This is a genomic window from Amycolatopsis sp. NPDC051372 (assembly GCF_040682095.1).
In the GTDB taxonomy this organism is placed as follows: Bacteria; Actinomycetota; Actinomycetes; order Mycobacteriales; family Pseudonocardiaceae; genus Amycolatopsis.
Genome location: NZ_JBFBAF010000014.1, coordinates 1 through 25421, shown reverse-complemented (window position 1 = coordinate 25421; position 25421 = coordinate 1). Strand labels below are relative to the sequence as shown.

Annotated in this window: 26 protein-coding genes and 1 pseudogene; 21 read left to right on the top strand and 6 right to left on the bottom strand. The window is 71.9% G+C overall.

Going from position 1 to position 25421, the window contains the following annotated elements; all coding sequences use genetic code 11:
• The first annotated feature begins 49 nt into the window (after nucleotides 1-49).
• On the top strand, nucleotides 50-1021 hold the full coding sequence (locus tag AB0M56_RS21720; protein ID WP_364178951.1) for an amidohydrolase family protein: 972 nt from the start codon (nucleotides 50-52) through the stop codon (nucleotides 1019-1021).
• A 14-nt stretch (nucleotides 1022-1035) separates the two neighbouring features.
• Here the strand turns inward: AB0M56_RS21720 and AB0M56_RS21715 are convergent, their stop codons facing one another.
• Entirely contained in the window at nucleotides 1036-2079 is a 1044-nt protein-coding gene (locus AB0M56_RS21715) for an SAM-dependent methyltransferase (protein WP_364178949.1), read from the bottom strand.
• A gap of 25 nt (nucleotides 2080-2104) precedes the next feature.
• Here AB0M56_RS21715 and AB0M56_RS21710 point away from each other — a divergent pair, with 25 nt between their 5' ends.
• From AB0M56_RS21710 to AB0M56_RS21645, 14 genes are all read left to right on the top strand, one after another.
• A complete protein-coding gene (locus AB0M56_RS21710; protein ID WP_364178947.1) occupies nucleotides 2105-3130 on the top strand; it encodes a bifunctional oligoribonuclease/PAP phosphatase NrnA in 1026 nt (341 codons plus the stop codon).
• A gap of 379 nt (nucleotides 3131-3509) precedes the next feature.
• Nucleotides 3510-4262 (top strand): cytochrome P450, encoded by a 753-nt coding sequence (locus AB0M56_RS21705; RefSeq protein WP_364178945.1) that lies wholly within the window; start codon nucleotides 3510-3512, stop codon nucleotides 4260-4262.
• A gap of 257 nt (nucleotides 4263-4519) precedes the next feature.
• Nucleotides 4520-5833 carry an MATE family efflux transporter gene (locus tag AB0M56_RS21700; RefSeq protein ID WP_364179275.1) on the top strand — a complete coding sequence of 438 codons (1314 nt, stop codon included), beginning with the start codon at nucleotides 4520-4522 and terminating at the stop codon, nucleotides 5831-5833.
• 21 nt (nucleotides 5834-5854) lie between these two features.
• The gene (locus tag AB0M56_RS21695) at nucleotides 5855-6673 is read left to right on the top strand and encodes a PhzF family phenazine biosynthesis protein (RefSeq protein ID WP_364178943.1); all 819 of its coding nucleotides are present in this window, start codon (nucleotides 5855-5857) and stop codon (nucleotides 6671-6673) included.
• Between the two features lie 123 nt (nucleotides 6674-6796).
• Nucleotides 6797-8119: an MFS transporter gene (locus AB0M56_RS21690; RefSeq protein ID WP_364179273.1), complete on the top strand. Its 1323-nt coding sequence runs from the start codon at nucleotides 6797-6799 to the stop codon at nucleotides 8117-8119.
• A gap of 46 nt (nucleotides 8120-8165) precedes the next feature.
• Nucleotides 8166-9080, top strand: coding sequence for a tRNA pseudouridine(55) synthase TruB (gene truB, locus AB0M56_RS21685; RefSeq protein ID WP_364178941.1), 915 nt, complete (start codon nucleotides 8166-8168; stop codon nucleotides 9078-9080).
• Nucleotides 9081-9128: 48 nt separating this feature from the next.
• Nucleotides 9129-10094: a bifunctional riboflavin kinase/FAD synthetase gene (locus AB0M56_RS21680; protein ID WP_364179272.1), complete on the top strand. Its 966-nt coding sequence runs from the start codon at nucleotides 9129-9131 to the stop codon at nucleotides 10092-10094.
• A gap of 150 nt (nucleotides 10095-10244) precedes the next feature.
• The gene (locus tag AB0M56_RS21675; protein ID WP_220242298.1) at nucleotides 10245-10718 is read left to right on the top strand and encodes a helix-turn-helix transcriptional regulator; all 474 of its coding nucleotides are present in this window, start codon (nucleotides 10245-10247) and stop codon (nucleotides 10716-10718) included.
• Between the two features lie 4 nt (nucleotides 10719-10722).
• Entirely contained in the window at nucleotides 10723-11226 is a 504-nt protein-coding gene (thpR, locus tag AB0M56_RS21670) for an RNA 2',3'-cyclic phosphodiesterase (RefSeq protein WP_364178939.1), read from the top strand.
• 141 nt (nucleotides 11227-11367) lie between these two features.
• On the top strand, nucleotides 11368-11637 hold the full coding sequence (gene rpsO, locus AB0M56_RS21665; RefSeq protein WP_220242296.1) for a 30S ribosomal protein S15: 270 nt from the start codon (nucleotides 11368-11370) through the stop codon (nucleotides 11635-11637).
• 238 nt (nucleotides 11638-11875) lie between these two features.
• Nucleotides 11876-14122 carry a polyribonucleotide nucleotidyltransferase gene (locus tag AB0M56_RS21660; RefSeq protein ID WP_364178936.1) on the top strand — a complete coding sequence of 749 codons (2247 nt, stop codon included), beginning with the start codon at nucleotides 11876-11878 and terminating at the stop codon, nucleotides 14120-14122.
• A gap of 93 nt (nucleotides 14123-14215) precedes the next feature.
• Nucleotides 14216-15580: a pitrilysin family protein gene (locus AB0M56_RS21655; RefSeq protein ID WP_364178934.1), complete on the top strand. Its 1365-nt coding sequence runs from the start codon at nucleotides 14216-14218 to the stop codon at nucleotides 15578-15580.
• Nucleotides 15577-16326: a 4-hydroxy-tetrahydrodipicolinate reductase gene (dapB, locus tag AB0M56_RS21650; RefSeq protein WP_364178932.1), complete on the top strand. Its 750-nt coding sequence runs from the start codon at nucleotides 15577-15579 to the stop codon at nucleotides 16324-16326. Before AB0M56_RS21655 ends, dapB begins: the two co-directional genes overlap by 4 nt.
• Nucleotides 16323-16799, top strand: coding sequence for a tetratricopeptide repeat protein (locus tag AB0M56_RS21645; RefSeq protein WP_364178930.1), 477 nt, complete (start codon nucleotides 16323-16325; stop codon nucleotides 16797-16799). The genes dapB and AB0M56_RS21645 overlap by 4 nt, the downstream gene beginning before the upstream one ends.
• 48 nt (nucleotides 16800-16847) lie before the next feature.
• Here the strand turns inward: AB0M56_RS21645 and AB0M56_RS21640 are convergent, their stop codons facing one another.
• The gene (locus AB0M56_RS21640; protein WP_364178928.1) at nucleotides 16848-17183 is read right to left on the bottom strand and encodes a hypothetical protein; all 336 of its coding nucleotides are present in this window, start codon (nucleotides 17181-17183) and stop codon (nucleotides 16848-16850) included.
• A gap of 27 nt (nucleotides 17184-17210) precedes the next feature.
• Nucleotides 17211-17726 carry a hypothetical protein gene (locus AB0M56_RS21635; protein WP_364178926.1) on the bottom strand — a complete coding sequence of 172 codons (516 nt, stop codon included), beginning with the start codon at nucleotides 17724-17726 and terminating at the stop codon, nucleotides 17211-17213.
• 164 nt (nucleotides 17727-17890) lie between these two features.
• Here AB0M56_RS21635 and AB0M56_RS21630 point away from each other — a divergent pair, with 164 nt between their 5' ends.
• Nucleotides 17891-18370 (top strand): GtrA family protein, encoded by a 480-nt coding sequence (locus AB0M56_RS21630; protein ID WP_364178924.1) that lies wholly within the window; start codon nucleotides 17891-17893, stop codon nucleotides 18368-18370.
• Here the strand turns inward: AB0M56_RS21630 and AB0M56_RS21625 are convergent.
• Nucleotides 18360-18920 (bottom strand): GNAT family N-acetyltransferase, encoded by a 561-nt coding sequence (locus AB0M56_RS21625; protein ID WP_364178922.1) that lies wholly within the window; start codon nucleotides 18918-18920, stop codon nucleotides 18360-18362. The genes AB0M56_RS21630 and AB0M56_RS21625 overlap by 11 nt on opposite strands.
• Before the next feature lie 64 nt (nucleotides 18921-18984).
• Here AB0M56_RS21625 and AB0M56_RS21620 point away from each other — a divergent pair, with 64 nt between their 5' ends.
• Complete coding sequence (locus AB0M56_RS21620; protein ID WP_364178920.1) at nucleotides 18985-20199, top strand: crosslink repair DNA glycosylase YcaQ family protein; 1215 nt, start codon at nucleotides 18985-18987, stop codon at nucleotides 20197-20199.
• A 568-nt stretch (nucleotides 20200-20767) separates the two neighbouring features.
• On the opposite strand, the gene AB0M56_RS21615 is transcribed toward AB0M56_RS21620, so the two are convergent.
• Together AB0M56_RS21615 and AB0M56_RS21610 are read right to left on the bottom strand one after the other, a co-directional pair.
• Entirely contained in the window at nucleotides 20768-21757 is a 990-nt protein-coding gene (locus tag AB0M56_RS21615; protein ID WP_364178918.1) for a DUF4097 family beta strand repeat-containing protein, read from the bottom strand.
• 15 nt (nucleotides 21758-21772) lie between these two features.
• The gene (locus AB0M56_RS21610) at nucleotides 21773-22279 is read right to left on the bottom strand and encodes a toxin-antitoxin system HicB family antitoxin (RefSeq protein ID WP_364178917.1); all 507 of its coding nucleotides are present in this window, start codon (nucleotides 22277-22279) and stop codon (nucleotides 21773-21775) included.
• 130 nt (nucleotides 22280-22409) lie between these two features.
• Between AB0M56_RS21610 and thyX the strand changes: the two genes are divergently transcribed.
• The 4 genes and pseudogenes from thyX to AB0M56_RS21590 all read left to right on the top strand — a co-directional run.
• Nucleotides 22410-23162, top strand: a complete 753-nt coding sequence (gene thyX, locus AB0M56_RS21605) for an FAD-dependent thymidylate synthase (RefSeq protein WP_364178915.1) — start codon at nucleotides 22410-22412, stop codon at nucleotides 23160-23162.
• Nucleotides 23162-23560, top strand: a complete 399-nt coding sequence (locus AB0M56_RS21600) for an ACT domain-containing protein (RefSeq protein WP_364178913.1) — start codon at nucleotides 23162-23164, stop codon at nucleotides 23558-23560. Before thyX ends, AB0M56_RS21600 begins: the two co-directional genes overlap by 1 nt.
• Nucleotides 23561-23713: 153 nt before the next feature.
• Complete coding sequence (locus AB0M56_RS21595; RefSeq protein ID WP_364178911.1) at nucleotides 23714-24955, top strand: Nramp family divalent metal transporter; 1242 nt, start codon at nucleotides 23714-23716, stop codon at nucleotides 24953-24955.
• 87 nt (nucleotides 24956-25042) lie between these two features.
• Nucleotides 25043-25324 (top strand): annotated as a pseudogene (locus tag AB0M56_RS21590) (serine/threonine protein kinase); the annotation flags it as partial.
• Between the last annotated feature and the right edge of the window lie 97 nt (nucleotides 25325-25421).

The window sequence follows — 25421 nt, the reverse complement described above, 5'->3', positions numbered from 1 at the left end:
AGTTCATAGCATGCTATGTTCAGACCACGGAACCGAGAGGAGACGCAGCATGGTCCGCAAGATCGCCCTCGAGGAACACTTCGGCACCGGCGACCCCGACATCGTCGAGCAGTCGCGCGAGCACTTCACCGAGCAGACGTGGCCGCCGCACCGCCGCCAGTTGCTGGACGTCCAGGACGAACGTCTGAAGCTGATGGACGCGGCCGGCATCGAGATCGTCGTGCTTTCCCTGCTGGCGCCCGGAATTCAGGGGCTGCCCGACCGTGCGCAGGCCGTGGACTGGGCGCGCCGCACCAACGACGTGGCCGCGCGGCACGTGCAGCTGAGGCCGGATCGCTTCGCCGCGTTCGCCGCGCTTCCGTTGCAGGACCCCGAAGAAGCCGTCGTCGAGCTGCGCCGCGCGGTGACCGAGCTGGGGTTCAAGGGCGCGCTGGTGAACGGGTTCTCCGAAGTGGACGGTGACCGGATCGCCTACCTCGACGAGGCGCGGTACCGGCCGTTCTGGGCGGCCGTCGAAGACCTGGGCGTGCCCGTGTACCTGCACCCGCGCGACCCGCTGCCGCGTGACAGCCGGATGCTCGAAGGTCACCCGTGGCTCTATGGCTCGGCGTGGGGCTTCTCGATCGAGACCGGCACGCACGCGTTGCGGCTCATGGCCAGTGGCCTGTTCGACGAACATCCGGGCGTGCAGGTGATCCTCGGGCACCTGGGCGAGCTGCTGCCGTTCAACATCTGGCGCTCCGACCACCGGCTCGAGGTCAAGCCTGCGGGCATCCCGGCGCGCAAACCTTTGCGCGAGTACTTGCGCGAGAACTTCCACGTCACCACGAGCGGCAACTTCTCGACGCCCGAGCTGGTGTTCACGATCAACGAGGTCGGGGCCGACCGCGTACTGTTCTCAGCCGACTACCCGTTCGAGTCGATGGGCGGGGCCGCCGCGTGGTTCGACGCACTGGACCTCGACCGCGAGGTGCACGAGAAAATCGCGGAAGGAAACGCGCGCAAGCTCCTCGGGCTCTGACCACAGAGGACGCCTCAGGCCGGTTTCGCCGCCACCACGAGATCCCGCTCGATCGCCTGGTCCACGCGGTGGGCGAACTCCTCGTACGGCCCGCCCTCGCGCACCTGGAGGCCGGCCCGCGAAAGCACCGCGACGAGCTCCTCGCGCGGGAGTACGTTGAGGTTCCAGGAGATCCCGAGCGCCCCGCCCGGGCGGAGCACGCGGGTCCACACAGGAACGGCCGCCGCCAGCAGGTCGCGTGGACTGCGCGCGAGGCTCGCGTCCTGCGTGCGGTGGCTGCCGTGCTGCACGCCGTACGGGGCGTCGGTCACGATCACGTCCACGGAGTTCGCGCGCAGCAGCTCGTCGGTGGTGAGGGTGTCGGCGTTGAAGTAGGTGAGCCGGCGCGTCTGGCCGCCCTTGTAGTCGTCCTTGTCGAACGCGTACTCGACGTCGAGGCGGCGCCCGAGGCGGACCTTGTTGCGCCGCAGCTGCCCGGAGTCGGCGGTGTGCTTCACCCGCTTGGTGCGCAGCCAGGTCTTGAGGAACTGCTCGTAGGCCTCGAAGTCCTTGCCGTCCACGTCGAGACCGGTGGCGTCGAAGCCGTACATCACGGCCTGGTTGAGCGTGGTGCCGCGCCCGCACAGCGGGTCGAGCAGCGTCCGCGGGCGCTCGAGCCACCCGGTCGGGTCAGCGGTGGCGAGCAACGTGACGTTGAGCAGCAGCTTCGTGAACTGCTCATTGGTCTTGCCCGCGTACTTCTGGATCGTCAGCAGGTCCGAGTCCGTCTTCGCCAGCGGCCGCACCAGGACAGGGCGCAGCACGCCGTCGCCCAGCTCGAACAGGGCGTAGAGCGAGGACAGGTTGGACAGCAGCGCGACGTCCGGTTCGGTCAGCGGCTCCGGCGTCGCGAACTTGACGTAGCCCACGCCGCCGAACTCCACCTCCTCGGCTTCCGACAGCTCGGCGGAAAGCCCGGCCGCGCCGAACACCGCCAGCTCGGCCCGCAGCAGCGCGGGCGACGAGGCGGCGTAGACCCGGTTGGCGGACGGGTGAACGAGAATCGCGTACTCAGGCATCCCGCAGAGCGTAGCGTGACGCACTGTGACAGCTACTTTGGCGCAGGACATCGAAGCCGCCGCCGCCCTGCTCGCCGGGGCCACCGACGTGACGCTGCTGGGCCACGTGCGCCCGGATGCCGACGCGCTCGGCAGCGCACTGGCCCTCGGCCACGTGCTGCACCAGCGCGGCGCCCGCGTGCGCGTGTCCTTCGGCGAGCCCGACGACGCCCCCGAGACCCTGACCTGGCTCGACGTCGACGGGCTGCTCACCAAGCCCGACGATCTGCCCGTGTCGGAGCAGCTGCTGGTCGCGCTCGACACGCCGGTGCCGGCGCGGCTGGGGCGGCTCGCCGGGCGCGTCGACGCGGTCCACGCCGCCGGTGGTGCGGTGCTGGTGGTGGACCACCACGCCACCAACGCGTTCTACGGCACGCACCACGTGGTCGACGAGGCCACCGAGGCGACCGCGGTGCTCGTCGCGCAGATCATCGAGGCCATGAACGTCGAGCTGGACGAGCCGGCCGCCCGCTGCCTGTACGCGGGGATCGTCACGGACACCAGCGGTTTCCGCCGCGCCCGCCCCGAAACGCACCGGATCGCCGCGCGCCTGCTGGAGGCCGGCGTCGACCCGACGGAGGTGGCGCGGCGGATCGTGGACGACCACCCGTTCGCGTGGCTGCCGATGCTCTCGGCAGTGCTGTCCGAAGCGGAGCTGGAGCCGGAAGCCGCGCAGGGCTTCGGGTTCGTGCACGCGGTGGTGCGCTCGGCCGTGGCGGCGAGTGTGCGGCCGGAAGAGGTCGAGTCGGTGATCGACGTGGTCCGCGCGACGCGGGAAGCCGGCGTCGCGGGCGTGCTGAAGGAGTTCGCGCCCGCCGAGCGGGGTTCTGTGTGGACGGTCTCGCTGCGGTCCGCGGGCCGCGTCGACGTGTCGGCGGTGGCCTCGGAGTTCGGCGGCGGCGGGCACCGGATGGCCGCGGGCTGCACGATGGAGGGCACGTCGGACGACGTGCTGGCGCGGCTGCGGGGCGCGCTCGGCCGGGCGCCGCTGCTGGGGAACCGGAGTGCCTGAACCCGTCCGGTTCGACGACGAGTTCCTGGCCGATCCGGTGTGCGCGTATGCCCGGCTGCGCGCCGCCGGCCCCGTGCACCGAGCGTAGTCACCCGACGGCGCGCCGATCTGGCTGGTCACGCGCTACGCCGAGGTCAAGGCCGGCCTCGGCGATCCGCGGCTGTCACTGGACAAGGCCTACTCGTCGGGCGGTTACCGGGGCCTCGCGCTGTCGCCCGCGCTCGACAAGAACCTGCTCAACCTCGACGCGCCCGAGCACACTCGTCTGCGCCGCCTCCTGGGGCGCGCCTTCACGCCACGGCGCGTCAAGGCGCTGCGGCCGGAGGTCACGGGCATCGCCGAGGAGCTCGCCGACGCGCTCCCGGCCGAGGCCGACCTGATGGCCGGCTACGCCGTGCCGCTGCCGATCACGGTGATCTGCGTGCTGCTCGGCGTCGCCCCCGCGGACGTCGCCGTCTTCCGCACGTGGACCGACGCCGTCCTGATGCCGACGGACGCTGCGGTCGCGCGGGACGCCATGCGGTCGCTGTACGGGTTCGTCGCCGAGCTCATCGCGGCCAAGCGCGCGGCGCCGGGGGAGGACCTGCTCGTCGTCGTCGCCCCGGACCTCACCGACGACGAACTGCTCAGCGCCGCGTTCCTGCTGCTGCTCGCGGGGTACGAGAACGTGGTCCACGTGCTGGGCAACGGCCTGCACGAGCTGCTCACCCGCCCGGCACCGCGGTCGGCGCCGGCCGGGTCATCGGCGTCCATTGTGGACGATATCCTGCGCCACGCGTCCCCGGCCCAGCTCGCCATCCGCCGCTTTCCCCTGCAGGACCTCCGAATCGGCGACACCGAGATCCCCGCCGGCGACACCGTCCTGCTCGCCCTCGCCTGCGCCCACCGCGACGACACGGTGTTCGACGACCCGGAGACCTTCGACGCAGATCGTTCGGACAACCCCCCACCTCGCCTTCGGCCACGGCCCCCACTTCTGCCTCGGCGCACCCTGGCCCGCCTCGAGCTGGAGATCGGCTTCGACACCCTGCTGCGCCGCTTCCCGGCGATGACCCCGGCGGGCGACCCGGTGTGGCGCTCGTCGTTCCGCAGCCGCGGGTTGGCCACCCTGCCCGTGATCCTGCGCGCTTGACGTCCGATGGGTCCGCGGACGGCAGTCGAGGTTCGTTCGGCCGGCTCCCGGCGAGCCGGGCGCCGCGGCCGCGGGGCGGGAGGACTTGCGACCCTCGCGCACGATCCGCTACGGCGGCGTTGCCGGTTCTGTCGAGCGCCGCGCGTCCAGTCGCGGGTTGGCCGCCCTGCCCGTGATCCTGCGCGCTTGACGTCCGGAACGTCGGCGGCGGTCGTTACGCTCCCCGGGTGCCCGACGAAGCCCCGCCTGCCCCGCCCCTGACCTCCGAAGACCGGATCCCCGCGCGCCGCGTGCTCGGGCTTGCCGTGCCCGCGCTGGGGGTGCTGGCGGCGGAGCCGTTGTACGTGCTGGTGGACACCGCGGTGGTGGGGCACCTCGGCGCGTTGCCGCTGGCGGGGCTGGCGCTGGGCGGGGTGGTGCTGTCGCAGATCTCCACGCAGCTCACGTTCCTCTCCTACGGCACGACCTCGCGCACCGCGCGGCTGCACGGCGCCGGGCGGCGGCGCGACGCGGTGAGCGAAGGCGTCCAGGCCACGTGGCTCGCGGTGCTGGTGGGGCTGGTGCTGTTGGTGGCGGGTCAGCTGCTGGCCGGGCCGATCGCCCGCGCGCTGTCGGGCAGTGACGAGATCGCGGCGGTGGCCGTGTCGTGGCTGCGGATCGCGCTGTTCGGGGCACCGCTGATCCTGGTCACCATGGCCGGCAACGGCTGGATGCGCGGCGTGCAGGACGCGGCGCGGCCGCTGCGTTACGTGCTGGCGGGCAACGGCATCTCGGCCGTGCTGTGCCCGGTGCTCGTCTACGTCGCGGGGCTCGGCCTGGAAGGCTCGGCGATCGCCAACGTGGTGGCCCAGGTGGTCTCGGCGTCGCTGTTCTTCGCGGCGCTGGTGCGCGAGCGCGTGCCGCTGCGGCCGGACTTCGGCGTGATGCGCGCGCAGCTGAGCCTGGGCCGCGACCTCGTGCTGCGCAGCCTCGCGTTCCAGGCGTGCTTCGTCTCGGCGGCGGCCGTGGCGGCGCGCACGTCGACAGAAGCCGTCGGCGCGCACCAGGTCGTGCTGCAGCTGTGGACGTTCCTCTCGCTCGTGCTCGACTCCGTCGCGATCGCCGCGCAGTCGCTCGTCGGCGCGGCCCTGGGCGGGGGAGCCCAGCGGCAGGCGCGCGGGGTCGCGAACCAGATCGTCGCGTACGGGCTGGTGCTCGGCTGCGTCCTGTGTGTGCTCTTCGGTGCGTTGTGGAGCACGCTGCCGCACGCGTTCACCTCGGATCCGGGGGTGCTCGCGGAGATCCCGCACGCGTGGTGGTTCTTCGTGGCGCTGCAACCGATCGCGGGTGTGGTGTTCGCGCTCGACGGCGTGCTGCTGGGCGCCGGCGACGCCGCGTTCCTGCGCACCGCCACGCTCGTCAGCGCGGGCCTGGGCTTCCTGCCGCTGATCTGGCTGTCGCTCGCGTTCGGCTGGGGGCTCACGGGCATCTGGACCGGCCTGTCGCTGTTCATGGTGTTCCGCCTGGCCGCCGTGCTGATCCGCTGGCGCTCCGGCCGCTGGGCGGTGGTCGGGGCCGTCCGCGGCGCCTGAACGCCGTGCCATGGTGGAGCCATGCGCTTCAGCCAGGTCGACGTCTTCACCGATGAGCTCACCTTCGGCAACGCACTCGCCGTGGTGCACGACGCCGAAGGCCTCTCCGACGACAGGATGGCCGCCTTCGCACGGTGGACGAACCTCAGCGAGACCACGTTCCTGCTCCCGCCGGCGCGCGCCGAGGCCGACTACCGCGTGCGGATCTTCACCGTCGAGCGCGAGCTGCCCTTCGCCGGGCACCCCACGCTCGGCTCGGCCCGCGCGTGGCTCGAAGCCGGCGGCACGCCGAAGGGCGAAGACCTCGTGCAGGAGTGCGGCGCCGGCCTGGTCCGCGTGCGGCGCACCGGCCAGCGGCTCGCCTTCGCCGCGCCACCGCTCACGCGCGGCGGCCCCGTCGCGCCCGAGGACCTCGCCGCCGTCCGGAAAGCCCTGCACCTGGCCGAGAGCGACGTCGTCGACGCGCGGTGGGCCGACAACGGCCCCGGCTGGCTCGCCGTGCTCCTCACCGACGCCGAGGCGGTCCTCGCGGTCGAACGCGACGTCGCGGCGCTCGGGAAGTACAAGGTCGGCGTCGTCGGACCGCACCCGGCCGGATCGCCCACGGCGTTCGAGGTCCGGGCCTTCACGGGCCTCGTCGAGGACCCGGTGACCGGCAGCCTCAACGCCGCGATCGGCCAGTGGCTCATCGGTTCGGGCCGCGCGCCGGAGTCCTACATCGCCGCGCAGGGCACCCGGCTCGGCCGGCGCGGGCGCGTGCACGTCGAGCGCGCGGGCGGCGAGGTGTGGGTGGGCGGCGACACAGTGGTGGGAGTCGCAGGTCAAGTGGCGCTGCGGTGATCGGGTGATGTGGCGCATCCCACCGAGGTAACGGCTATGTTTCGAGCTTGCTGAGGCGATACAACCATCGAGGCGGCAGTGTCGTCGTCCTTCCCCGACGACCGCTACCCGCAGGAGGAAACCTTGTCGCCCGGCCGCGCCACCGTCCGGTCCTGGCTCATCTGGCTCACCGCTGTCTTCGTGTACTTGCTCGCCGTGTTCCACCGCACCTCGTTCGGGGTCGCGGGCCTGGAAGCGGCCGACCGGTTCGGCGTCGGCGCCGCGGCGCTCGGCACGTTCACCGTGCTGCAGGTCGGGGTCTACGCCGCCATGCAGATCCCCACCGGCGTGCTCGTCGACCGCTACGGCCCGCGCCGGGTACTCACCGCCGCCGTGCTCATCCTCGGCACCGGGCAGCTGCTGCTCGGCCTCGCCGAAAGCTACGGCGTCGGCCTGCTCGCCCGCGGCGTGCTCGGCCTGGGCGACGCGCTGACGTTCGTCAGCGTGCTGCGCCTGATCGCCGCCCACTTCCCGGCACGGCAGTACGCGTTGATCACGTCCTTCACCTCCGCCGTCGGCTACATCGGCAACCTCGCCGCCACGGTGCCGCTCACGTTGCTGCTCGCCGGCCCCGGGTGGACGGTCACGTTCGTCTCGGTCGGCGCGCTCACACTCCTGGTCGCGGTGCCGGTGGTGCTGCGCGTGCGGGACACCCCGCTCGGCGTCCCCGAGCCCGAGCGCAAGCCGGTGCACCCGGCGCTGCTCGCGCGCCAGATCCGCGCCGCGTGGCGCGTGCCCGGAACCCGGCTCGGGTTCTGGACGCATTTCAGCACGATGTTCGCGCCCAACGTGCTCACGCTGCTGTGGGGCGTCCCGTTTCTCGTGGAGGGCCAAGGAATCCCTGCCGCCACGGCGAGCGCGATGCTGACCGTGTTCGTGTTCGGCTCGCTGGCCGGCGGCCCGGTGCTGGGCACGGTCATCAGCCGTCACCCGGAGCTGCGGATGCCGATCGTCGGCGGGTACCTCGGCGCCGCGGCCGTCACGTGGGCCGTACTGCTCGGCTGGAACGGGCACCTCCCGCTCGGCGTGCTCGGGCCCGCGTTCGCGCTGCTGTCGCTCGGCGGTCCGGTGTCGATGATCGGCTTCGCGCTGGCGCGGGACTACAACCCGATCGAGCGCGTCGGTACCGCGACCGGCCTCGTGAACGTCGCCGGGTTCGTCGCGACCACGGTCACCTCGCTCGTGGTCGGCATTCTGTTGCAGTGGACGGGCGGGAACTTCCGCGTGTCGCTGCTGAGCATCGTGGTCGTGCTCGCGCTGGGCACCTGGCGGATGCTCGTGTGGTGGCGCCGCGCCAGGGCCCACGTGTTCGCCGCCGAGGCCCGCGGCGAGGACGTGCCGGTGCGGCTCACGCGCCGGCGCTGGGACGGTGAGATGCCGGCCGAACCCGCGGCCGTCGCCGCCTGAGAGGTGCTCGCCGGTCCGAACCGCACGTCTCGATAGGGTTCGGCCCGTGTCTCGCCCGAAAGAACCGCGCCGCCCCGCTCCGCCGCCCGGTCTGCTCATCGTCGACAAACCGGCCGGAATGACCTCGCACGACGTCGTCGCCAGGGCGCGCCGGATCATGGGCACCCGCAAGGTCGGCCACGCCGGCACGCTCGACCCGATGGCCACCGGCGTGCTCGTGCTCGGCATCGAGCGAGCCACCAAGCTGCTGGGCCACCTGGCGCTCGACCGCAAGACCTACCTCGCGACGCTGTCGCTGGGCAGCTCGACCACCACCGACGACGCCGAGGGCGAGGTGCTCACCGAGGGCGATGAGGCCGTGCTCGCGAAGATCACCGACGAGCAGCTCGCCGCCGGCGTCGCCGAGCTCACCGGCGACATCCGGCAGGTGCCCAGCGCCGTCAGCGCCGTGAAGATCGACGGCAAGCGGGCCTACGCGCGGGTGCGCGCGGGGGAGGACGTGGTGCTCCCTCCGCGGCCCGTGACCGTCTACCGCTTCGACGTGCTGGCCACGCGCCGCGAGGACGACCGGATCGAGCTCGACGCCGTGGTCGAGTGCTCGTCGGGCACCTACGTGCGCGCGCTGGCCCGCGACCTCGGCGCCGGGCTCGGCGTCGGCGGGCACCTGCTCGCGTTGCGGCGCACCACGGTCGGGCCCTTCACCCTCGCCCGCGCGCGCACGCTCGACCAGCTCGAGGAGACGCCCGAGCTGTCGCTGGATCTCGACGCCGCCGTCGCCGCCGCCTTCCCGCGCCGCGACGTCGACGCCGCCGAAGCGCAGGCCGTGCGCCACGGCCGGGCCATCCCGGCGGCCGGCATCGACGGGACCTACGGCCTCTTCGCGCCCGACGGGCGCGTGCTCGCCCTGGCCGCCGACACGGAGGGTGTGGCCCGGTCGGTGGTGGTCCTGCTGCCCGCATAGGGTGGGGCGCGGTTGGGCGAGAGACCGGCGCGGGGAGAGTTGACGACAGTGCAGCGGTGGCGTGGCCTCGGGGATCTCCCGAGTGGCTGGGGACGGTGCGTGGTCACCATCGGCGTGTTCGACGGCGTGCACCGCGGGCACCAGGTGCTCATCTCGCGCACAGTGCGGGCGGCGGCCGAACGCGGCGTGCCGAGCGTGGTGCTCACGTTCGACCCGCACCCGTCGGAGGTCCTGCGCCCGGGCAGCCACCCGGCGCAGCTGACCACCTTGCGGCGCAAGGCCGAGCTCGTGGAGGCCCTGGGCGTCGACGTGTTCGCCGTGCTGCCCTTCACCCTCGAGCTCTCGCGCCTGTCGCCGCACGAGTTCGTGCACGAGGTGCTGGTGGACCGGCTGCACGCCGCCGCCGTGCTGGTGGGCGACAACTTCACGTTCGGCGCCAAGGCCGCGGGCGACGTCACGCTGCTGCGCAAGCTCGGCAGCCGCTTCGGCTTCGTGGCCTACGGCGCGGAGCTGCAGGGCCGTTCGCTCGCCGACGACCGCATCGCCAACGACATCACCTTCTCCTCCACCTACGTGCGCTCGTGCATCGACGCCGGCGACGTCGTCGCCGCGGCCGACGCGCTCGGGCGCCCGCACCGGCTCGAGGGCATCGTCGTGCGCGGCGACGGCCGGGGCCACGACCTCGGCTATCCGACCGCGAACCTGTCGACGCCGCGGTTCGCCGCGGTACCCGCCGACGGCGTCTACACGGCGTGGTTCACCCGCCTGTCGGACCCGGGGCGGCGGCTGCGCGCCGCGGTGTCGGTGGGCACGAACCCGACGTTCTCGGGCCGCGAGCGCACGGTCGAGGCATTCGTGCTCGACGTCGACGAGGACTTCTACGGCCAGCACGTGGCCCTGGACTTCGTCACGCGGCTGCGCGACCAGGAGCGGTTCAGCCGGTCCGAGCAGCTGGTGGAGCGGATCGACGACGACGTGGCGCGCACCCGCGAGGCGCTGGGCGCCGAAGACTGAGGCCGTTCCCCCGGACGGGGTCCGGCGGGGGGCGGAATGGGCGGTTCCGGCCGCCCGGGTACGGGTCCGGTGGCAAGATGCTCACGGGCGGGTGAAACGGTCCGGACACGCCGGTCCGGCCGGACGAGGGGACCAAGGGGAGCGGAACTGGTGGAGGACCACAAGATCGTCCAGCGGAACGTCGCGCTGCAGCGGGAGTGGTACGGCGAACCACTGGGTGATCGGGTGCGCAGACTGGTCGTCGCTTTCGACATCTCGCAGGCGTTCCTCGCGGAGGTCCTCGGCATCAGCGCCCCCATGCTCAGCCAGGTGATGAGCGGCCGGCGCGCCAAGATCGGCAACCCCGTGGTGCTGGCCCGCATGATCATGCTGGAGCGCAAGATCCTCGTGCCCGAGGTAGCGGCCGGCAACCGCGACGCGATGCAGGCGGCGCTGGAGGACGTGCGCGACTCGCGGCCCACAGTCGGGCGCGACAACATCCCGGTGGGCTCCGACGAGCGGCTCGTGCTCGCCGCGCTGCGCGAGGTCGCCGAGGAGGAGGATCTCACCGAGGCCGCGAAGCGCCTCGACGACGACTTCCCGATCCTCGCCGAGCTCCTGCGCCGCGCCGGGGCCAGCCACTAGCTCCGTGCGACTGTTCACCGCGCTGCGCCCGCCGTCCGACGTCGTGGCCGCCGTGGCCCTGTCCCTCGGCGAACCCGGCCCCGGCCTGCGCTGGTCGCTGCCGGAGGACTGGCACGTCACGCTCGCGTATTACGGCGAAGCCGACCCGGACGAACGGACCGCCGAGCTCGTCCCCGCGCTGGCCGGCTGCCCGGCTGTCGACGTCCGACTGACCGGCCCGGGAACATTTCCCGGCGTGCTGTGGTTGGGCGTCGAGGGGGATGGGCTGACGCGGCTCGCGGAAGCGGCCGGCGCGGACCAGGAGGAGCGTCCCTACCGGGCGCATCTCACGCTGGCGCGGTACCCGCGTGAACGCCGGGGCGCGGCCGAACCGTGGACGCGGCGGCTGGCCGGGTTCTCCAGCCGCGAGTGGACCGCCGGCGAGGTGGTGCTCATGGGCAGCGGCGGCACGGCGGGCCCGCGCTACCGGGAGCTGCGAACGTTCCCGCTGAGCGCCGCCGGAACGTGAACCGCGCCTGAAGGCACTGATCACACGGCTGGTAACCTTGACAATCGGGTCCGGCTGCAGTCCGTGGCGGCCGAGACCGACTACCCGGCCGCGCAGTGCGGTGCGGGCCCCACGGCACCGATTTCACGAGGAGCAACACCAGTGGCGCTGTCCACCGATGAGAAGAAGTCGATCCTGACCGAGTACGGCGTGCACGACTCGGACACCGGATCCCCCGAGGCCCAGGTCGCGCTGCTGACCAAGCGCATCGTCGGCCTCACCGAGCACCTCAAGGCTCACAAGCACGACCACCACTCGCGTCGCGGGCTCCTGCTGCTGGTCGGCCGCCGCCGCCGGCTGCTGAACTACGTGATGAAGGTGGACATCGAGCGTTACCGGTCGCTGATCCAGCGGCTCGGCCTGCGCCGATAGCGTGACCCGAGGGGGAGTGACCGGTCCGGTCGCTCCCCCTCGGTGCCAGAACAGAAGAAAAGAAGCGGCGCGAGCGCGCTGGAGGATCCGTCCGCCGGTCCTCGGTAGTGGTTTCCGGGTGAGAAGACCCGGGGACTTCGATCGAAGACCGGCCTCATTCCTCGAGCGTCCGCGGGCGAACCGGGTCCCAGGGTGGGAGACTCGCGCCGGACGAAGCACAAAAGAGGAGATACACCCTATGACCGACTCCACCGGAGTCACCGTGCACGAGACCGAGGCCGTGATCGACAACGGCCGGTTCGGCACTCGCACCGTGCGTTTCGAGACGGGCCGCCTGGCCAAGCAGGCCGCCGGCTCCGTCGTCGCGTACCTCGACGAAGAGACCATGCTGCTCTCGGCCACCACGGCGTCGAAGCACCCGAAGGAGCACTTCGACTTCTTCCCGCTGACCGTGGACGTCGAGGAGCGCATGTACGCCGTGGGTCGCATCCCCGGCGCGTTCTTCCGCCGTGAGGGCCGCCCGTCGACCGACGCGATCCTCACCGCCCGCCTGATCGACCGGCCGCTGCGCCCGTCGTTCACCAGCGGTCTGCGCAACGAGATCCAGGTCGTCATCACCGTGCAGAGCCTCAACCCCGAGGACCCGTACGACGTCCTGGCGATCAACGCCGCGTCCGCGTCCACGCAGATCGCGGGCCTGCCGTTCTCCGGTCCGGTCGGCGGCGTGCGCGTCGCCCTGATCGAGGACCAGTGGGTCGCGTTCCCGACCTGGTCGCAGCTGGAGAAGGCGACCTTCAACATGGTCGTCGCGGGCCGCATCGTCGGTGACGACGTCGCGATCATGATGGTCGAGGCCGAGGGCACCGAGCACACGCTTGACCTGATCGCCGCCGGCGGCAAGGCGCCCGACGAGGCCGCCGTGGCCCAGGGCCTCGAGGCCGCCAAGCCGTTCATCAAGGTGCTGTGCGAGGCGCAGCAGCGCCTGGCCGCCGACGCCGCGAAGCCGACCGGCGAGTTCCCGCTGTTCCCGGCCTACCAGCCGGACATCTACGAGGCCGTCGCCGCGATCGCGAACGACGACCTGGCGAAGGCGCTGACCATCGCCGGCAAGCAGGACCGCGACGGCGCGACCGACGAGGTCAAGGCCACCGTGCTGGCGAAGCTGGGCCTGGGCGAGGGCGAGGCCTTCGAGGGTCGCGACGGCGAGGTCGGCGGCGCGTTCAAGGCGCTGACCAAGAAGATCATGCGCCAGCGCGTGCTCACCGAGAAGATCCGCATGGACGGCCGTGGCCTGACCGACATCCGGTCGCTCTCGGCCGAGGTCGCCGTGATCCCGCGGGCCCACGGCTCGGCGCTGTTCGAGCGCGGCGAAACCCAGATCCTGGGCGTCACCACGCTGAACATGCTGCGCATGGAGCAGCAGATCGACTCGCTCTCCCCGGAGACGACGAAGCGCTACCTGCACCACTACAACTTCCCGCCGTTCTCCACCGGTGAGACCGGCCGCGTCGGCTCGCCGAAGCGGCGCGAGATCGGCCACGGCATGCTCGCCGAGCGCGCCCTGGTCCCGGTGCTGCCGAAGCGCGACGAGTTCCCGTACGCGATCCGCCAGGTCTCCGAGGCGCTGGGCTCCAACGGCTCGACCTCGATGGGCTCGGTCTGCGCGTCGACCATGGGTCTCTACAACGCCGGTGTGCCGCTGAAGGCGCCGGTCGCGGGCATCGCGATGGGCCTGGTGTCCGACGAGGTCGACGGCGAGACGCGCTACGTCGCGCTGACCGACATCCTCGGCGCGGAGGACGCGCTGGGCGACATGGACTTCAAGGTCGCCGGCACCAAGGACATCATCACCGCGCTGCAGCTCGACACGAAGCTCGACGGCATCCCGTCGGAGGTCCTCGCGGCCGCGCTGAAGCAGGCGAAGGACGCACGGCTGACCATCCTGGAGGTCATCGCCGAGGCGATCGACGGCCCGGACGAGATGAGCCCGTACGCCCCGCGCGTCACCTCCGTGAAGATCCCGGTCGACAAGATCGGCGAGGTCATCGGCCCGAAGGGCAAGATGATCAACTCGATCACCGAGCAGACCGGTGCCGACATCTCCATCGAGGACGACGGCACGATCTACGTGGGCGCGGCCGACGGCCCGTCGGCCGAGTCGGCGATCGACCTGATCAACGCGATCGCCAACCCGCAGCTGCCGAAGGTCGGCGAGCGCTTCCTGGGCACCGTGGTGAAGACGGCCGCGTTCGGCGCGTTCGTCTCGCTGCTGCCGGGCAAGGACGGCCTCGTCCACATCTCGAAGCTGGGCAACGGCAAGCGGATCGCCAAGGTCGAAGACGTGGTCAACGTGGGCGACAAGCTCCGCGTCGAGATCGCCGACATCGACAACCGCGGCAAGATCAGCCTGATCGTGGTCAAGGAAGACGACGCGGCCCCGGCCGAGGGCGGCGACAAGGCCGACGCCGAGAAGGCCGAAGCCTGAGATAGCTTCGTCTTCTGAACAAGCAACTGTCGTTGAAGGCCTCCTCGCTGATTGCGGCGAGGGGGCCTTCGCGGCATCGTGAGTAAGGAACCCATGGCACGGCAGGTTTCCGGGCACGAGCAGCCCGTCGGCAGCACCCGCACGCTCGAGTCCACTCCGGACGGTGCGATCGTCAGGCGGAGCGTGCTCCCCGGCGGTCTGCGGGTGATCACCGAGTACGTCCCGGCGTCGCGCTCGGCCACGGTGGGGTTGTGGGTCGGCGTCGGTTCGCGCGACGAGCCGCTCGCCGTCGCGGGGGCCGCGCACTACCTGGAACACCTGCTGTTCAAGGGAACGGCCAACCGGGACGCCACGCAGATCGCCGAGGAGATCGACGCCGTCGGCGGTGAGTTCAACGCGTTCACGGCCAAGGAACACACCTGCTACTACGCGCAGGTGCTCGACGCCGACCTGCCACTGGCCATGGACCTCGTGACCGACGTGGTGTTCGAGGCGCTGTGCACCGACCGCGACATGGACACCGAGCGCAGCGTGGTGCTCGAAGAGATCGCGATGCGCGACGACGACCCCGAGGACCTGCTGCACGAGACGTTCGTGGGCGCGATCCTCGGCGAGCACCCGCTCGGCCGGCCGGTGCTGGGCACCGAGAAGTCCATCACGGAGATGTCGCCCATGGCATTGCGCGGCTTCTACAAGCGCCGCTACACGATGCCGCGGATGGTGCTCGCGGTGGCCGGCAACGTCGAACACAACCAGGTGCTTCGCTTGGTGCGCAAGGCTTTGGGCGATCGGCTCAACGGCGCGGGCGTCCCGGTGCCGCCGCGGGCGGGCCGCGCGCGCATCCAGACCGTGCCGAAGCTGGTGCTGCACACCGACGACACCGAGCAGGCCCACGTGATGCTCGGGATGCGCTCGCTGCCGCGCCACGACGAGCGCCGCTTCGCGCTGTCGGTGCTCAACGCGGCGCTGGGCGGCGGCATGAGTTCGCGGCTGTTCCAGGAGATCCGGGAGCGGCGCGGGCTCGCGTACCAGGTGTACTCGTCGGTGGCGAGCTACGCCGACACCGGGCACCTGGCGGTGTACGCGGGCTGCCAGCCGGAGCGGCTCGGGCAGGTCGCGGGCGTGATCCGCGAGGTGCTCGACGGTGTCGCCGCCGACGGGCTGACCGACGCCGAGGTGGCGCGAGCCAAGGGACAGCTGCGCGGCGGATTGGTGCTGGGGCTGGAGGACACGTCGTCGCGCATGTCGCGCATCGGCAAGAACGAGCTGAACTACGGCCGCTACCTGGGTGTCGACGACACCGTGGCCCGGGTGGACGCGGTGACGACCGAAGAGGTGTGTGCGCTGGCTCGCACTCTGCTGCGCCGCCCCGGTGGGGTGTCGTCGGCGGCGGTCGTGGGGCCGTACGCTCACGCCGACGACCTGCCGGACGATCTGCACGAGGTGATCGCGTCATGACCGACTCCCCGATCCGCGTCGGCGTGCTGGGCGCGCGCGGCCGCATGGGTGCGACGGTGGTGAACGCCGTCGAAGGCGCCGCCGACCTGAAGCTGGTGTCCGCGCTCGACGCGGGAGACGACTTCGCGCCGCTGGGCGAGGCCCAGGTGGTGGTGGACTTCACCCACCCCGACGCCGTGATGGACAATCTGCGGTACTTGATCGAGCACGACCTGCACGCCGTGGTCGGCACGACCGGGTTCAGCGAGGAGCGGCTGGCGGAGGTGCGTTCGCTGCTCGCCGCGAAGCCTTCGCTGGGCGTCCTCATCGCGCCGAACTTCGCACTGGGCGCGGTGCTGGCGATGCGCTTCGCGGCTCAGGCGGCACGGTTCTACGCGTCGGCCGAGATCATCGAGCTGCACCACAACCGCAAGGCCGACGCGCCGTCGGGCACCGCTTCGCACACCGCGCGCATGATCGGCGAGGCGCGCCGGGCCGCAGGCCTGGAACCGGGTCCGGACGCCACGACGTCCGAACTGGACGGTGCCCGGGGGGCACGGGTTTCGGAGGTCCCGGTGCACTCCGTGCGCCTGCCGGGATTGGTGGCGCACGAGGAGATCCTGTTCGGCGGCGAGGGGGAGACCCTGACCATCCGGCACGACTCGCTGGACCGCACGTCGTTCATGCCCGGGGTGCTGCTGGGTGTGCGTTCGGTGGTGTCGCGCCCCGGCCTCACGGTCGGCCTGGAGAACGTGCTCGACCTGTGAGAGCCCGCAACGTCGCGCTGCTGCTGACCGCCGCGCTGGTCGTGTACCTGGTCCTGCTGGCGGACCGGGCCGTGGCGCTGTTCGCCACCGGTTCGCCCGCGGGCATCGCGCTCGGCGTGGGCGTGTTCGTGCTGCCGCTGCTGGGCGTGTGGATCGTGGTGGCCACCTGGCGATCCGGCCTGCAGATCCAGCGCCTTTCCCGCCGCCTCGACTCGGAGGGCGCGCTGCCCGACGTGTCCGACCTCCCGCGCCGCCCGTCCGGCCGCGTCGACCGCACCGCCGCCGACGCCTGGTTCGACGCCCGCCGCACCGAGGTCGAAGCCGCCCCCGACGACTGGCGCCGCTGGTACCGCCTGGCCTACGCCTACGACATCGCGGGCGATCGCCGCCGCGCCCGGGCGACGATGCGCAAGGCAGTGGAACTGGAAGCCGCGGACCGCGGGAAAACAGGGGGCGCGGCGGAACAGGGGTAGCCATTCCGCGGTGCCCGTGCGGGGCAGCGAAGGGGTCGATGATCCGGCTCAGGGCACCGCGTTGGCGCCTTGGACGACCTGGAACCCGGTGTCCCTCGCGCTCGACCTGAGGTGCTGAACGCCTTCTCCTCGCAGTGTCACGAGCGCGGTGTGAACAGGGTCGAGCTGGGGCATTTCGCGCCCGTACTCGACCATCCGAGTCAGCTTCAGATCGATCGCTCGCGCTGAGCCGCTGAGCTGCGTGAAGCCGGCGTCGAGGAAAACCGGCCCGCGCAGGCAGCGCACCGCGACGGATGCCTGTCCCGGGCCGGTCTCGATCACCTCGTGGATCTCGAGTTCCACGGTGCCGTCGCCGGGAGCCTCGGTCGTGCCGTGATCCACCATGCCGTGATCCACCTTGCCTTGATCCACTCAGTGGAGCCAGCCGGTGAACACCGCCGGTGCGGCGGCGAGCAGGCTGAACCGCACCCAGCGGCCCGCGAGGCCGGCGGCGACGAACGTGACCAGCCGCATCCGCACCATGCCGGCCAGCACGCTCGTGGCCATGAAGGGCGGCAGGCCGACGAGCGAGCTGACGCCGTAGGTGCCCGTCATCCAGTGCGGGTGGCGCTGGCAGCGCTCGCGCACGGCTTCGACCTTGCTGCGCAGCACCTTGGTGCGCCGGTGCCAGCGGTCGCGGCGAGCGCTGGGCGGGCGTTCGCGGTGGAGCCGGTCGTGCAGGAACCTTGGCAGGCGGATGGAACCGCGCGCGGCGAGGAAGTACAGGAGCTTGCCGGCAATCTGGCCGACCGCCACGGCGGCGCCGAGCCACAGCCAGTGCGGGTTGTGCTGGCTCGCGCACAGGCCGACCACGAACAGCTCGGCGTTGACCAGCGGCACGATGGCGGAGCCGAACGCGACGCCGAGCGTCAGCAGCAACCAGCCCATCGTGCCTCCCCCCTGAAAGTGCCCGGAAGTGATCCTTGTCATTCGAGGCTAGCAGTCGTCACGAAAAGGTCACGGGGGCTAACCCCCCAATTCCGGTGGGTGCTGACCCCAGAAGATCACCTGGACGTTCGGTTCAGGACACCTCCGCCTGCCACCATTCGGGCGTGACCGACGTGCCCTTCGCCGATCGCTTCGCGGGGTTCTGCGCGGCCGTCGTCCGAGTCCTGCCCTTCGGGCTTTCGCGTCTCGTCGCGCCGAGCTTTCTCGGTTTCGTGATCATCAACGGGTTCACGTTCGGCGTCGATCTCGGGCTGCTCACGGTGTTCCGCAGCAGCCTGGGCTGGCCGGTGTGGCTGGCGATCAGCGCGTCCTACGTGATCGCGTTCGGGCTCAGCTTCGTGCTCAACCGGGCGCTGAACTTCCGTTCGCACGCGCCCGTCGGGCGGCAGGCGGTGCTGTACGTGGTGGCGATCGGGGTGAACTACGCGGCCTTCCTGCTGGGCGTCGGCGCCGGGCTCGCCGCGCTGGGCCTGGAGTACCACCTGTCGCGGCTGATCGCGGGGGCCTGCGAGGGCGTGTTCATGTACTCGGTGCTGCGCTGGGTCGTCTTCGCGAAGCGCGAAGAGCCCGCCGTCAGTGCGTGAGCTCCAGCTGCAACGTGCCGGTGAGGCGCACTTCGCGCAGTGTGCCGCGGCCCGTGTCGAGGGTGCGGACGGTCCCGTCGGGCGCCCAGCCCGCGCGCCGGTAGAACCCGAGCGTCGGGTGGTCCGACTGCGCGACCCACGTGACGCCGCGGTCGAGCCCGTCTGAGCGCAGGTCGGCGGCGGCCGTGCCGAGCAGCCGGCCGGCGTGCCCGCGGCGGCCCCAGCGCGGCTCGACGACGAGCGTCGCGATCAGCGCGGTGGTGGCGGCGTCGGGCGGGGCGGTGCCGTCGGCGGTGGCGATCTCGTCGGCGGGCGCGGGGCCGGCCACGCAGTAGCCGACGGTGAACTCGCCTTCCACCGCGAGGTAGACCCGCGTGCCGGGGAATTCGATGGTTTCGGCCCACGTGCCTTCGAGGTCGGCGGCGTCAAGCGCGTCGATGGCCTCGGCGCCCAGCAGGTCGGTGTAGGCCGCCCGCCAGGTGAGGCGCTGGATACGGGCGATCTCCGCGGCGTCGGACAGGCTCGCGGGACGGACTTCGGCGGCACTCACGCGGGGGAATCTACCGCCCGCCGTCGCGGAAACTGTCGGGGGCGGCTGGCACGATGGCGAGACCATGCAGACGATCAGCCTTCAAACGGCCCGCCGCACCGCGCTGGCCGCCCAGGGGTTCGCCGACGCGCGCCCCGCCGCGCCGCCCACCCGCCGGCACCTGGCCAAGGTGCTTTCGCGGGTCCAGCTGCTGCAGCTGGACTCCGTGAACGTCGCCGTCCGCGCGCACTACATGCCGGTGTTCTCGCGCCTGGGCGCCTACGACCAGGCCCTCGTCGACGACGCCGCCTGGACCGACACCGCGCGCAAACCGCGGATGCTCGTCGAGTCGTGGGCCCACGAAGCGAGCCTGCTGCCCGTCGAAGACTGGCCGCTCCTGCGCTCCGGCGCCAAACGCGACGGCTGGTGGCGCAACTACACCCGCGTCATCGAAACCGTGCCGGGCCTGATCGACGACGTGCTCGCCATCGTCAAGGAACACGGCCCCATCGGCGCGGGCGCCATCGAGAAGGCGCTCGAAGCGGAGGTCGCCGGCCGTGGGCCCGGCGCGTGGTGGGAACGCTCGGTGGTCAAGAAGGCGTGCGAGTACCTGTTCGGCCTCGGCCGCCTGTCCACGGGCACGCGCCGGTCGTTCGAGCGGCTCTACGACCTGACCGAACGCGTGGTGCCGCCGGAGATCCTGTCCCGGCAGGTATCGGCCGAGGAGGGTGCCCGCGGCTTGATCGACCGCTCCGCGCGTGCTCTCGGCGTGGCCACGGAGACCGACCTGCGCGACTACTACCGGCTCGGCCCGGACGTCGCGCGCCAAGCCGTCGCCGAGCTGGTCGAAGCGGGCACCCTGGAACCCGTCCAGGTCCGCGACTGGCGCGGCATCGCCTACCGGCACACAGCCGCCCGCACCCCGCGCGCGGTGACCGGGCGGGCCCTGCTGTGCCCGTTCGACCCGCTCATCTGGGAACGCGCCCGCACCGAGCGGCTCTTCGGCTTCCGCTACCGCATCGAGATCTACGTGCCGGAACCCAAGCGGCTCTACGGCTACTACGTCTTCCCGTTCCTGCTCGACGGTTCGCTGGCCGCCCGCGTGGACCTCAAGTCCGACCGCGCCGCCGGCGTGCTGCGCGTGCAGGGCTCCTTCGCCGAGGAGGGCGCCGACGTGCCGCGGGTCGCCGACGAGCTGGCGGGGGAGCTGGCGCACATGGCGCAGTGGCTCGGCCTGGACGGCGTGGCGGTGGGCCCGCGCGGTGACCTGGCAGGGCCGTTGTCGCGCGCGGTGCGCTGAGCGACGTTGAACGTTCTGAGGGCAGGACTTCGCACCGGAACACGTGAGGGGGCGAGAAGCGGCCGGGCCGGAGCGGATATCGGGCGGCACGGCCGGTTCCAGCCGGGGTGGTGACTCGGCGGTGCGGTCGTCACGCGTGTTGCGGTGAGCCGGCCACGAAGCTGAGCCGGCCACGACGCTGTGCCGGGCATGTGCTTCGCGCCGAAGCCTGCAGGTTGCACGAAGCCTCACGCCGGACCGGGGTTGTGCACCCTGGCGGAAGACCCGGATTCAGCGCCATGGCGGTGCGCTTGGGCGCGTGCGGCGAGCCGAGCCGGCCCGAATGTGTTACCGCGCACGGATCTCGCGCCGAAGTTGCCGGGCTGGAGCGAATGCCTGGCGTAGGGGAGCTGGGCACCTGGCGGGAGGGTCGTTTTTCGGCGGTGGAGTGCGTGGTGTGTCGAAGGCGCGTGCGGCGGGCCGAGCCGGGCCCGAATGCTTTGCTGCACAAGCGTTTCACGCCGGACAGGCTGCGGATACGAAGCGGCGGGCCGGACCGGATGCCTCGGTCCGGCCCGCCGCCTCCCCCTTAGCCGGCCGCGCGGGTCACCACCGCGTTGCCCGTGCCGGTGCGGGCGCGGACGCGCAGGGTGGCGCCCGCTTCGGGCGGCACGTCGGACACCTCCAGCTCGCTCTGGACGCGGCCCGCGGACGAGGCGAGCTCGATTTCGGCCGCGACGCCGCGGCGGATGCCCACGCGGACTTCGCCGGAGCCGGTGATCAGGTCGATCGAGCCGGAGGCCGCTTCGGCGACGGAGAGGTCGCCGCTGCCGGTGCGGGCCATGACTTCGCCCGCGATGGAGCCGAGCCAGACGTTGCCGGTGCCCGTGGCGAGCGTCGCGGAGCCCGAGACGGACGCGGCCTCCACCGAGCCGCTGCCGGTGCGCAGCTGGAGGCCGGCGGGCGTCGGGCCGAGCTTCACGCGGCCCGTGCCGGTGCGCACGGTGGCGGCGCCGTCGGCCTGTTCCAGTGTGACCTCGCCGGAGCCGGTGAGGATGTCGGCGCGCCCGGCGGTGCCGGTGACCGTGACGTCGGCGGCGCCGGCGCGGACCTCCACGTGGGAGCCCTTCGGCGCGTGCACGGTGACGGCCACCGGCACGTTCCGCAGCTGCCACGCCTTCGCCGCCCGCACCACGAGCCGGTTGCCGGTCTTCTCGATGCGCGCCTGGCGCACCGCGTCGGCCGGCGAGGCGTCCGCGGTCACGCCCAGCTGGTCGCCGAAGCGCTCGCCGACCCACGACAGCAGATTGTTCACACCACTGACCCACGGCGGTTGCTCGCCGGCGTCGTGCCGAAGCTCGACCCGCGCGCCGGACTCGCGGTCCAGCACCAGCTCCACGCGGCCGATCGTCACGCCGACGTCGAGCTCCAACGGGCCGTCGGCCTCGAACTCCTGCGAACGCACCAGTGGATCGTCCGAAGTGGACGAACCAAGATCAGCCGCGGCGACAGCCTCCTCCGCCGCGCCGGCGACGGCTTCCTCGGCGGCTTCGTCCCAGTTGGAATTTTCTTCACTCATCGTCGCTTCGCCCTTCTAGCTCTGGACCCAGCCGTGCAGCTTGGTCTCCGAGCGGCCGCCCTGGTGGTGTCGCTGCTGGTGGTGCTGTGCCTGGCCGAGCGCCCCCTGCACGGCCTGGGCGACGAACGTGTTGAGCGAGACCCCCTGCGCGGCCGCCGCCTGCTCGGCCTGGCTCTTGATCTGCTCCACGAGCCGCAGCGTGATGCGCGAGATGTCCCCGCCGTCGATGGGCGGGGGCGGCGTGCGCGCCTGGTCCGTCCGCGCCGGTTCGCCGGGCTCGGCCGCGCCGGTCACGACCACGCGCACGTCGCGGCCGTCGAGCCGGACGTCCACGACCTGGCCCGGCAGGGCGGCGGTCACCTCGGCGGCGAGGTCGGCCAGCGCGTTCATCAACGTCAGCCGAGCCGAGGGTTCGAGTGCGGACGAAAGGAGGGCGGCCGTGCGCCGGGTCTGCTCGTCCCCGGCGGAGGCCGTGTTCGCGAGGTCTTCGCGAAGGTTCGCGATGTACGGCGTCAGGTCCATGACACCACTATGACGTCACCAGTGACGTCAGTCAAGGAAGTCGTGACATCAAGTGGTGTCACGCCGATGTCGAACACACAAGCGGTTAGAGTGCGGGCCGGGAGCCGCAAGCCGGAGAGGGAGTGCTGACGTGGTCGAGACCGTGTCGCCCAGAGTGCAACTGGTCGCGAAAACGGAGTTCTTCCCACCGGAGGACGTGCCGTGGACGACGGACGCCGACGGGGGACAGGCCCTGGCCGAGTTCGCCGGGCGTGCCTGCTACCAGTCGTGGAAGAAGCCGAACCCGAAGACGGCCACCAACGCCGGGTACCTCGACCACATCATCGAGGTCGGCCACCTTTCCGTGCTGGAGCACGGTTCCGTGAGCTTCTACATCACCGGCATCTCGCGCTCGCTCACCCACGAGCTCATCCGCCACCGCCACTTCTCCTACTCGCAGCTCTCTCAGCGCTACGTCCCCGAGCGTGACGCGGCCTTCGTCGAGCCCGACGTGATCGCGAACGATCCCGAGCTGCACGAGAAGTTCCTCAAGGCCGCGCAGGCGAGCGCCGACGCCTACACCGAGCTGCTCGCCGGGCTCGAGGAGAAGTTCGCCGACGCGCCGAGCGCCACGCTGCGCCGCAAGCAGGCCCGCCAGGCCGCTCGCTCCGTGCTCCCGAACGCCACCGAGACGCGCATCGTCGTCACCGGCAACTACCGCGCCTGGCGCCACTTCGTGGCCATGCGCGCCACCGAGCACGCCGACGTCGAGATCCGCGCGCTGGCCATCGAGTGCCTGCGGGAGCTGCAGAAGGCCGCGGGCAACGTGTTCGCCGACTTCACCATCTCCACCCTGCCCGACGGCACCGAGGTCGCCTCGAGCCCGAAGGTGCTCGAAGGCTGATGAAACGACTCGCGATCGACGTCCGCCCGGGCGACTACTCGGTGGTGCGCCTGCCCGCCGACGCACCGGTGCCCGTAGACCTGCTCGACCCGGCCGAGCCCGCGCTCGTGTCCGTGACCCGCACGCCGGAGGAGCTTTCGGTGATCTGCCCGACGGGCCGCGAGCCCTCGGGTGGCGTCGTGGAGCACGGCTGGCGCCTGATGAGCGTGCGCGGCCCGCTGGAATTCACGCTCACCGGCGTGATCTCGGCGCTGGCCTCGGAACTCGCCGCCGCCGGCGTCGCGCTGTTCTCACTGTCCACTTTCGACACCGACCACATCCTCGTGCGCGCCGCGGAGCTCGACCGCGCGGTGAAGGCGTTCCGCGACGCCGGCCACGAGGTCGGCCTGCCCGCCTGAGCAGACTCACGCGACGGCCCTCCGCCCGCACGGGCGGAGTGCCGTCGTCGTCCGATACGGCCAACCGGCTGGTGGTCGAGCACACCCTTGCCCTGGAAAGTTCGGCGTGCCTAAACTTCGAGTTGGGACACCCGACAGATGGAGGGCGACGTAATGGCAGTGGCGGAAGCGGTCCGGCCCAGGCGGCTCGCCCGCCTGCGCGCGGGCTCGGCTCTGCTCGGTCCGGCGTTCGTCGCCGCCGTGGCGTACGTGGACCCGGGCAACGTCGCGTCCAACATCAGCGCGGGCGCGCGGTTCGGATACCTGCTGGTGTGGGTGATCGTCGCGGCGAACCTGATGGCCGTGCTGGTGCAGTACCTGTCGGCGAAGCTCGGCCTGGTCACGGGCCGGTCGCTGCCCGAGGCACTGCGTGAACGGCTGCCCCGCTCGGCGCGGCTTGCGTACTGGGCGCAGGCCGAGGTGGTCGCCGTGGCCACGGACCTGGCCGAGGTCGTCGGCGGCGCCATCGCGCTGAACCTGCTGTTCGACCTGCCGCTCGTGGTCGGCGGCCTGATCACCGGCCTGGTGTCGCTGACGCTGCTCGCGGTGCAGGACCGCGGCGGCCAGCGCCCGTTCGAACGGGTGGTGACGGGTCTGCTCGCCGTGATCGCCATCGGCTTCCTGGCGAGCCTGTTCGTGGAGCCGCCCTCGGCTTCGGGGATCGCGAGCGGGCTCGTGCCGCGCTTCGACGGCGCCGACAGCGTGCTGATCGCCGCCGCGATGCTCGGCGCCACCGTGATGCCGCACGCGGTCTACCTGCACTCCGGGCTCGTCCGCGACCGCCACGGCACGCCGGCGCCCGAGAAGCGGCGACGCCTGCTTCGCGCTACTCGCTACGACGTCGGCTTCGCGATGCTGCTCGCCGGCGCGGTCAACCTCGGCATGCTGCTGCTCGCCGCGACGAACCTCCAAGGCCTGCCCGGCGTCGACTCGATCGAGGGGGCGCACGGGGCCGTCGCCACCGCGCTCGGCCCGACCGTCGCACTGCTGTTCGCGATCGGGTTGCTGGCCTCGGGCCTCGCGTCCACGTCGGTGGGCGCCTACGCGGGCGCGATGATCATGCAAGGCTTGCTGCGCAAGAGGTTCCCGATCCTCGTGCGCCGGCTCGTCACGCTCACGCCGGCAATCGTGGTGCTCGCGCTGGGCGCCGACCCGAGTGCGGCGCTGGTGGTGTCGCAGGTGGTGCTGTCCTTCGGCATCCCGTTCGCGCTCGTGCCGCTGATCCGTCTCACGTCGGACGCGCAGCTCATGGGTACCGACGTGAACCGCCGGATCACCACCGTGCTGGCGTGGTGCGTCGCGGCCGTGATCATCACGCTCAACATCGCGCTCATCTACCTCACCGTCGCGGGCTGAACCCGGGGCCGAAACCCGAAGGAACCGGCCTGGGCCTCGCGCGGTCCGACTAGCATCTGCGCGACCCCGAACGAGGAGCCCGGCCCCGTGACCGACGAACAGACGCGTCCGTACGACCCGACCCGCCCGGCGCCCGGGCCGCGGCTCGTCGCCGGCCGCTATCTGCTGCTGGGTGAGCTCGGCCGCGGCGGCATGGGCGTGGTGTGGCGCGCGCAGGATCAGGTGATCGGCCGGCAGGTGGCCATCAAGGAACTGCGGCTGCCGGACACTGAGGGCCAGGCCGTGTTCTCCGAACGCGTGCTGCGCGAAGTGCGCGCCGGCGGTCGGCTCAACGACCCGGCCGTGGTCACGGTGTTCGACGTGGTGACACGCATTCAAGCTGGGTGTGCGGCGTTGAGCCTGTCTCGTCGGCCGGCGGGAGGGATCGGGGTCGTCCGGCACCCGCCTGTGAACGTTGTTTGACCGA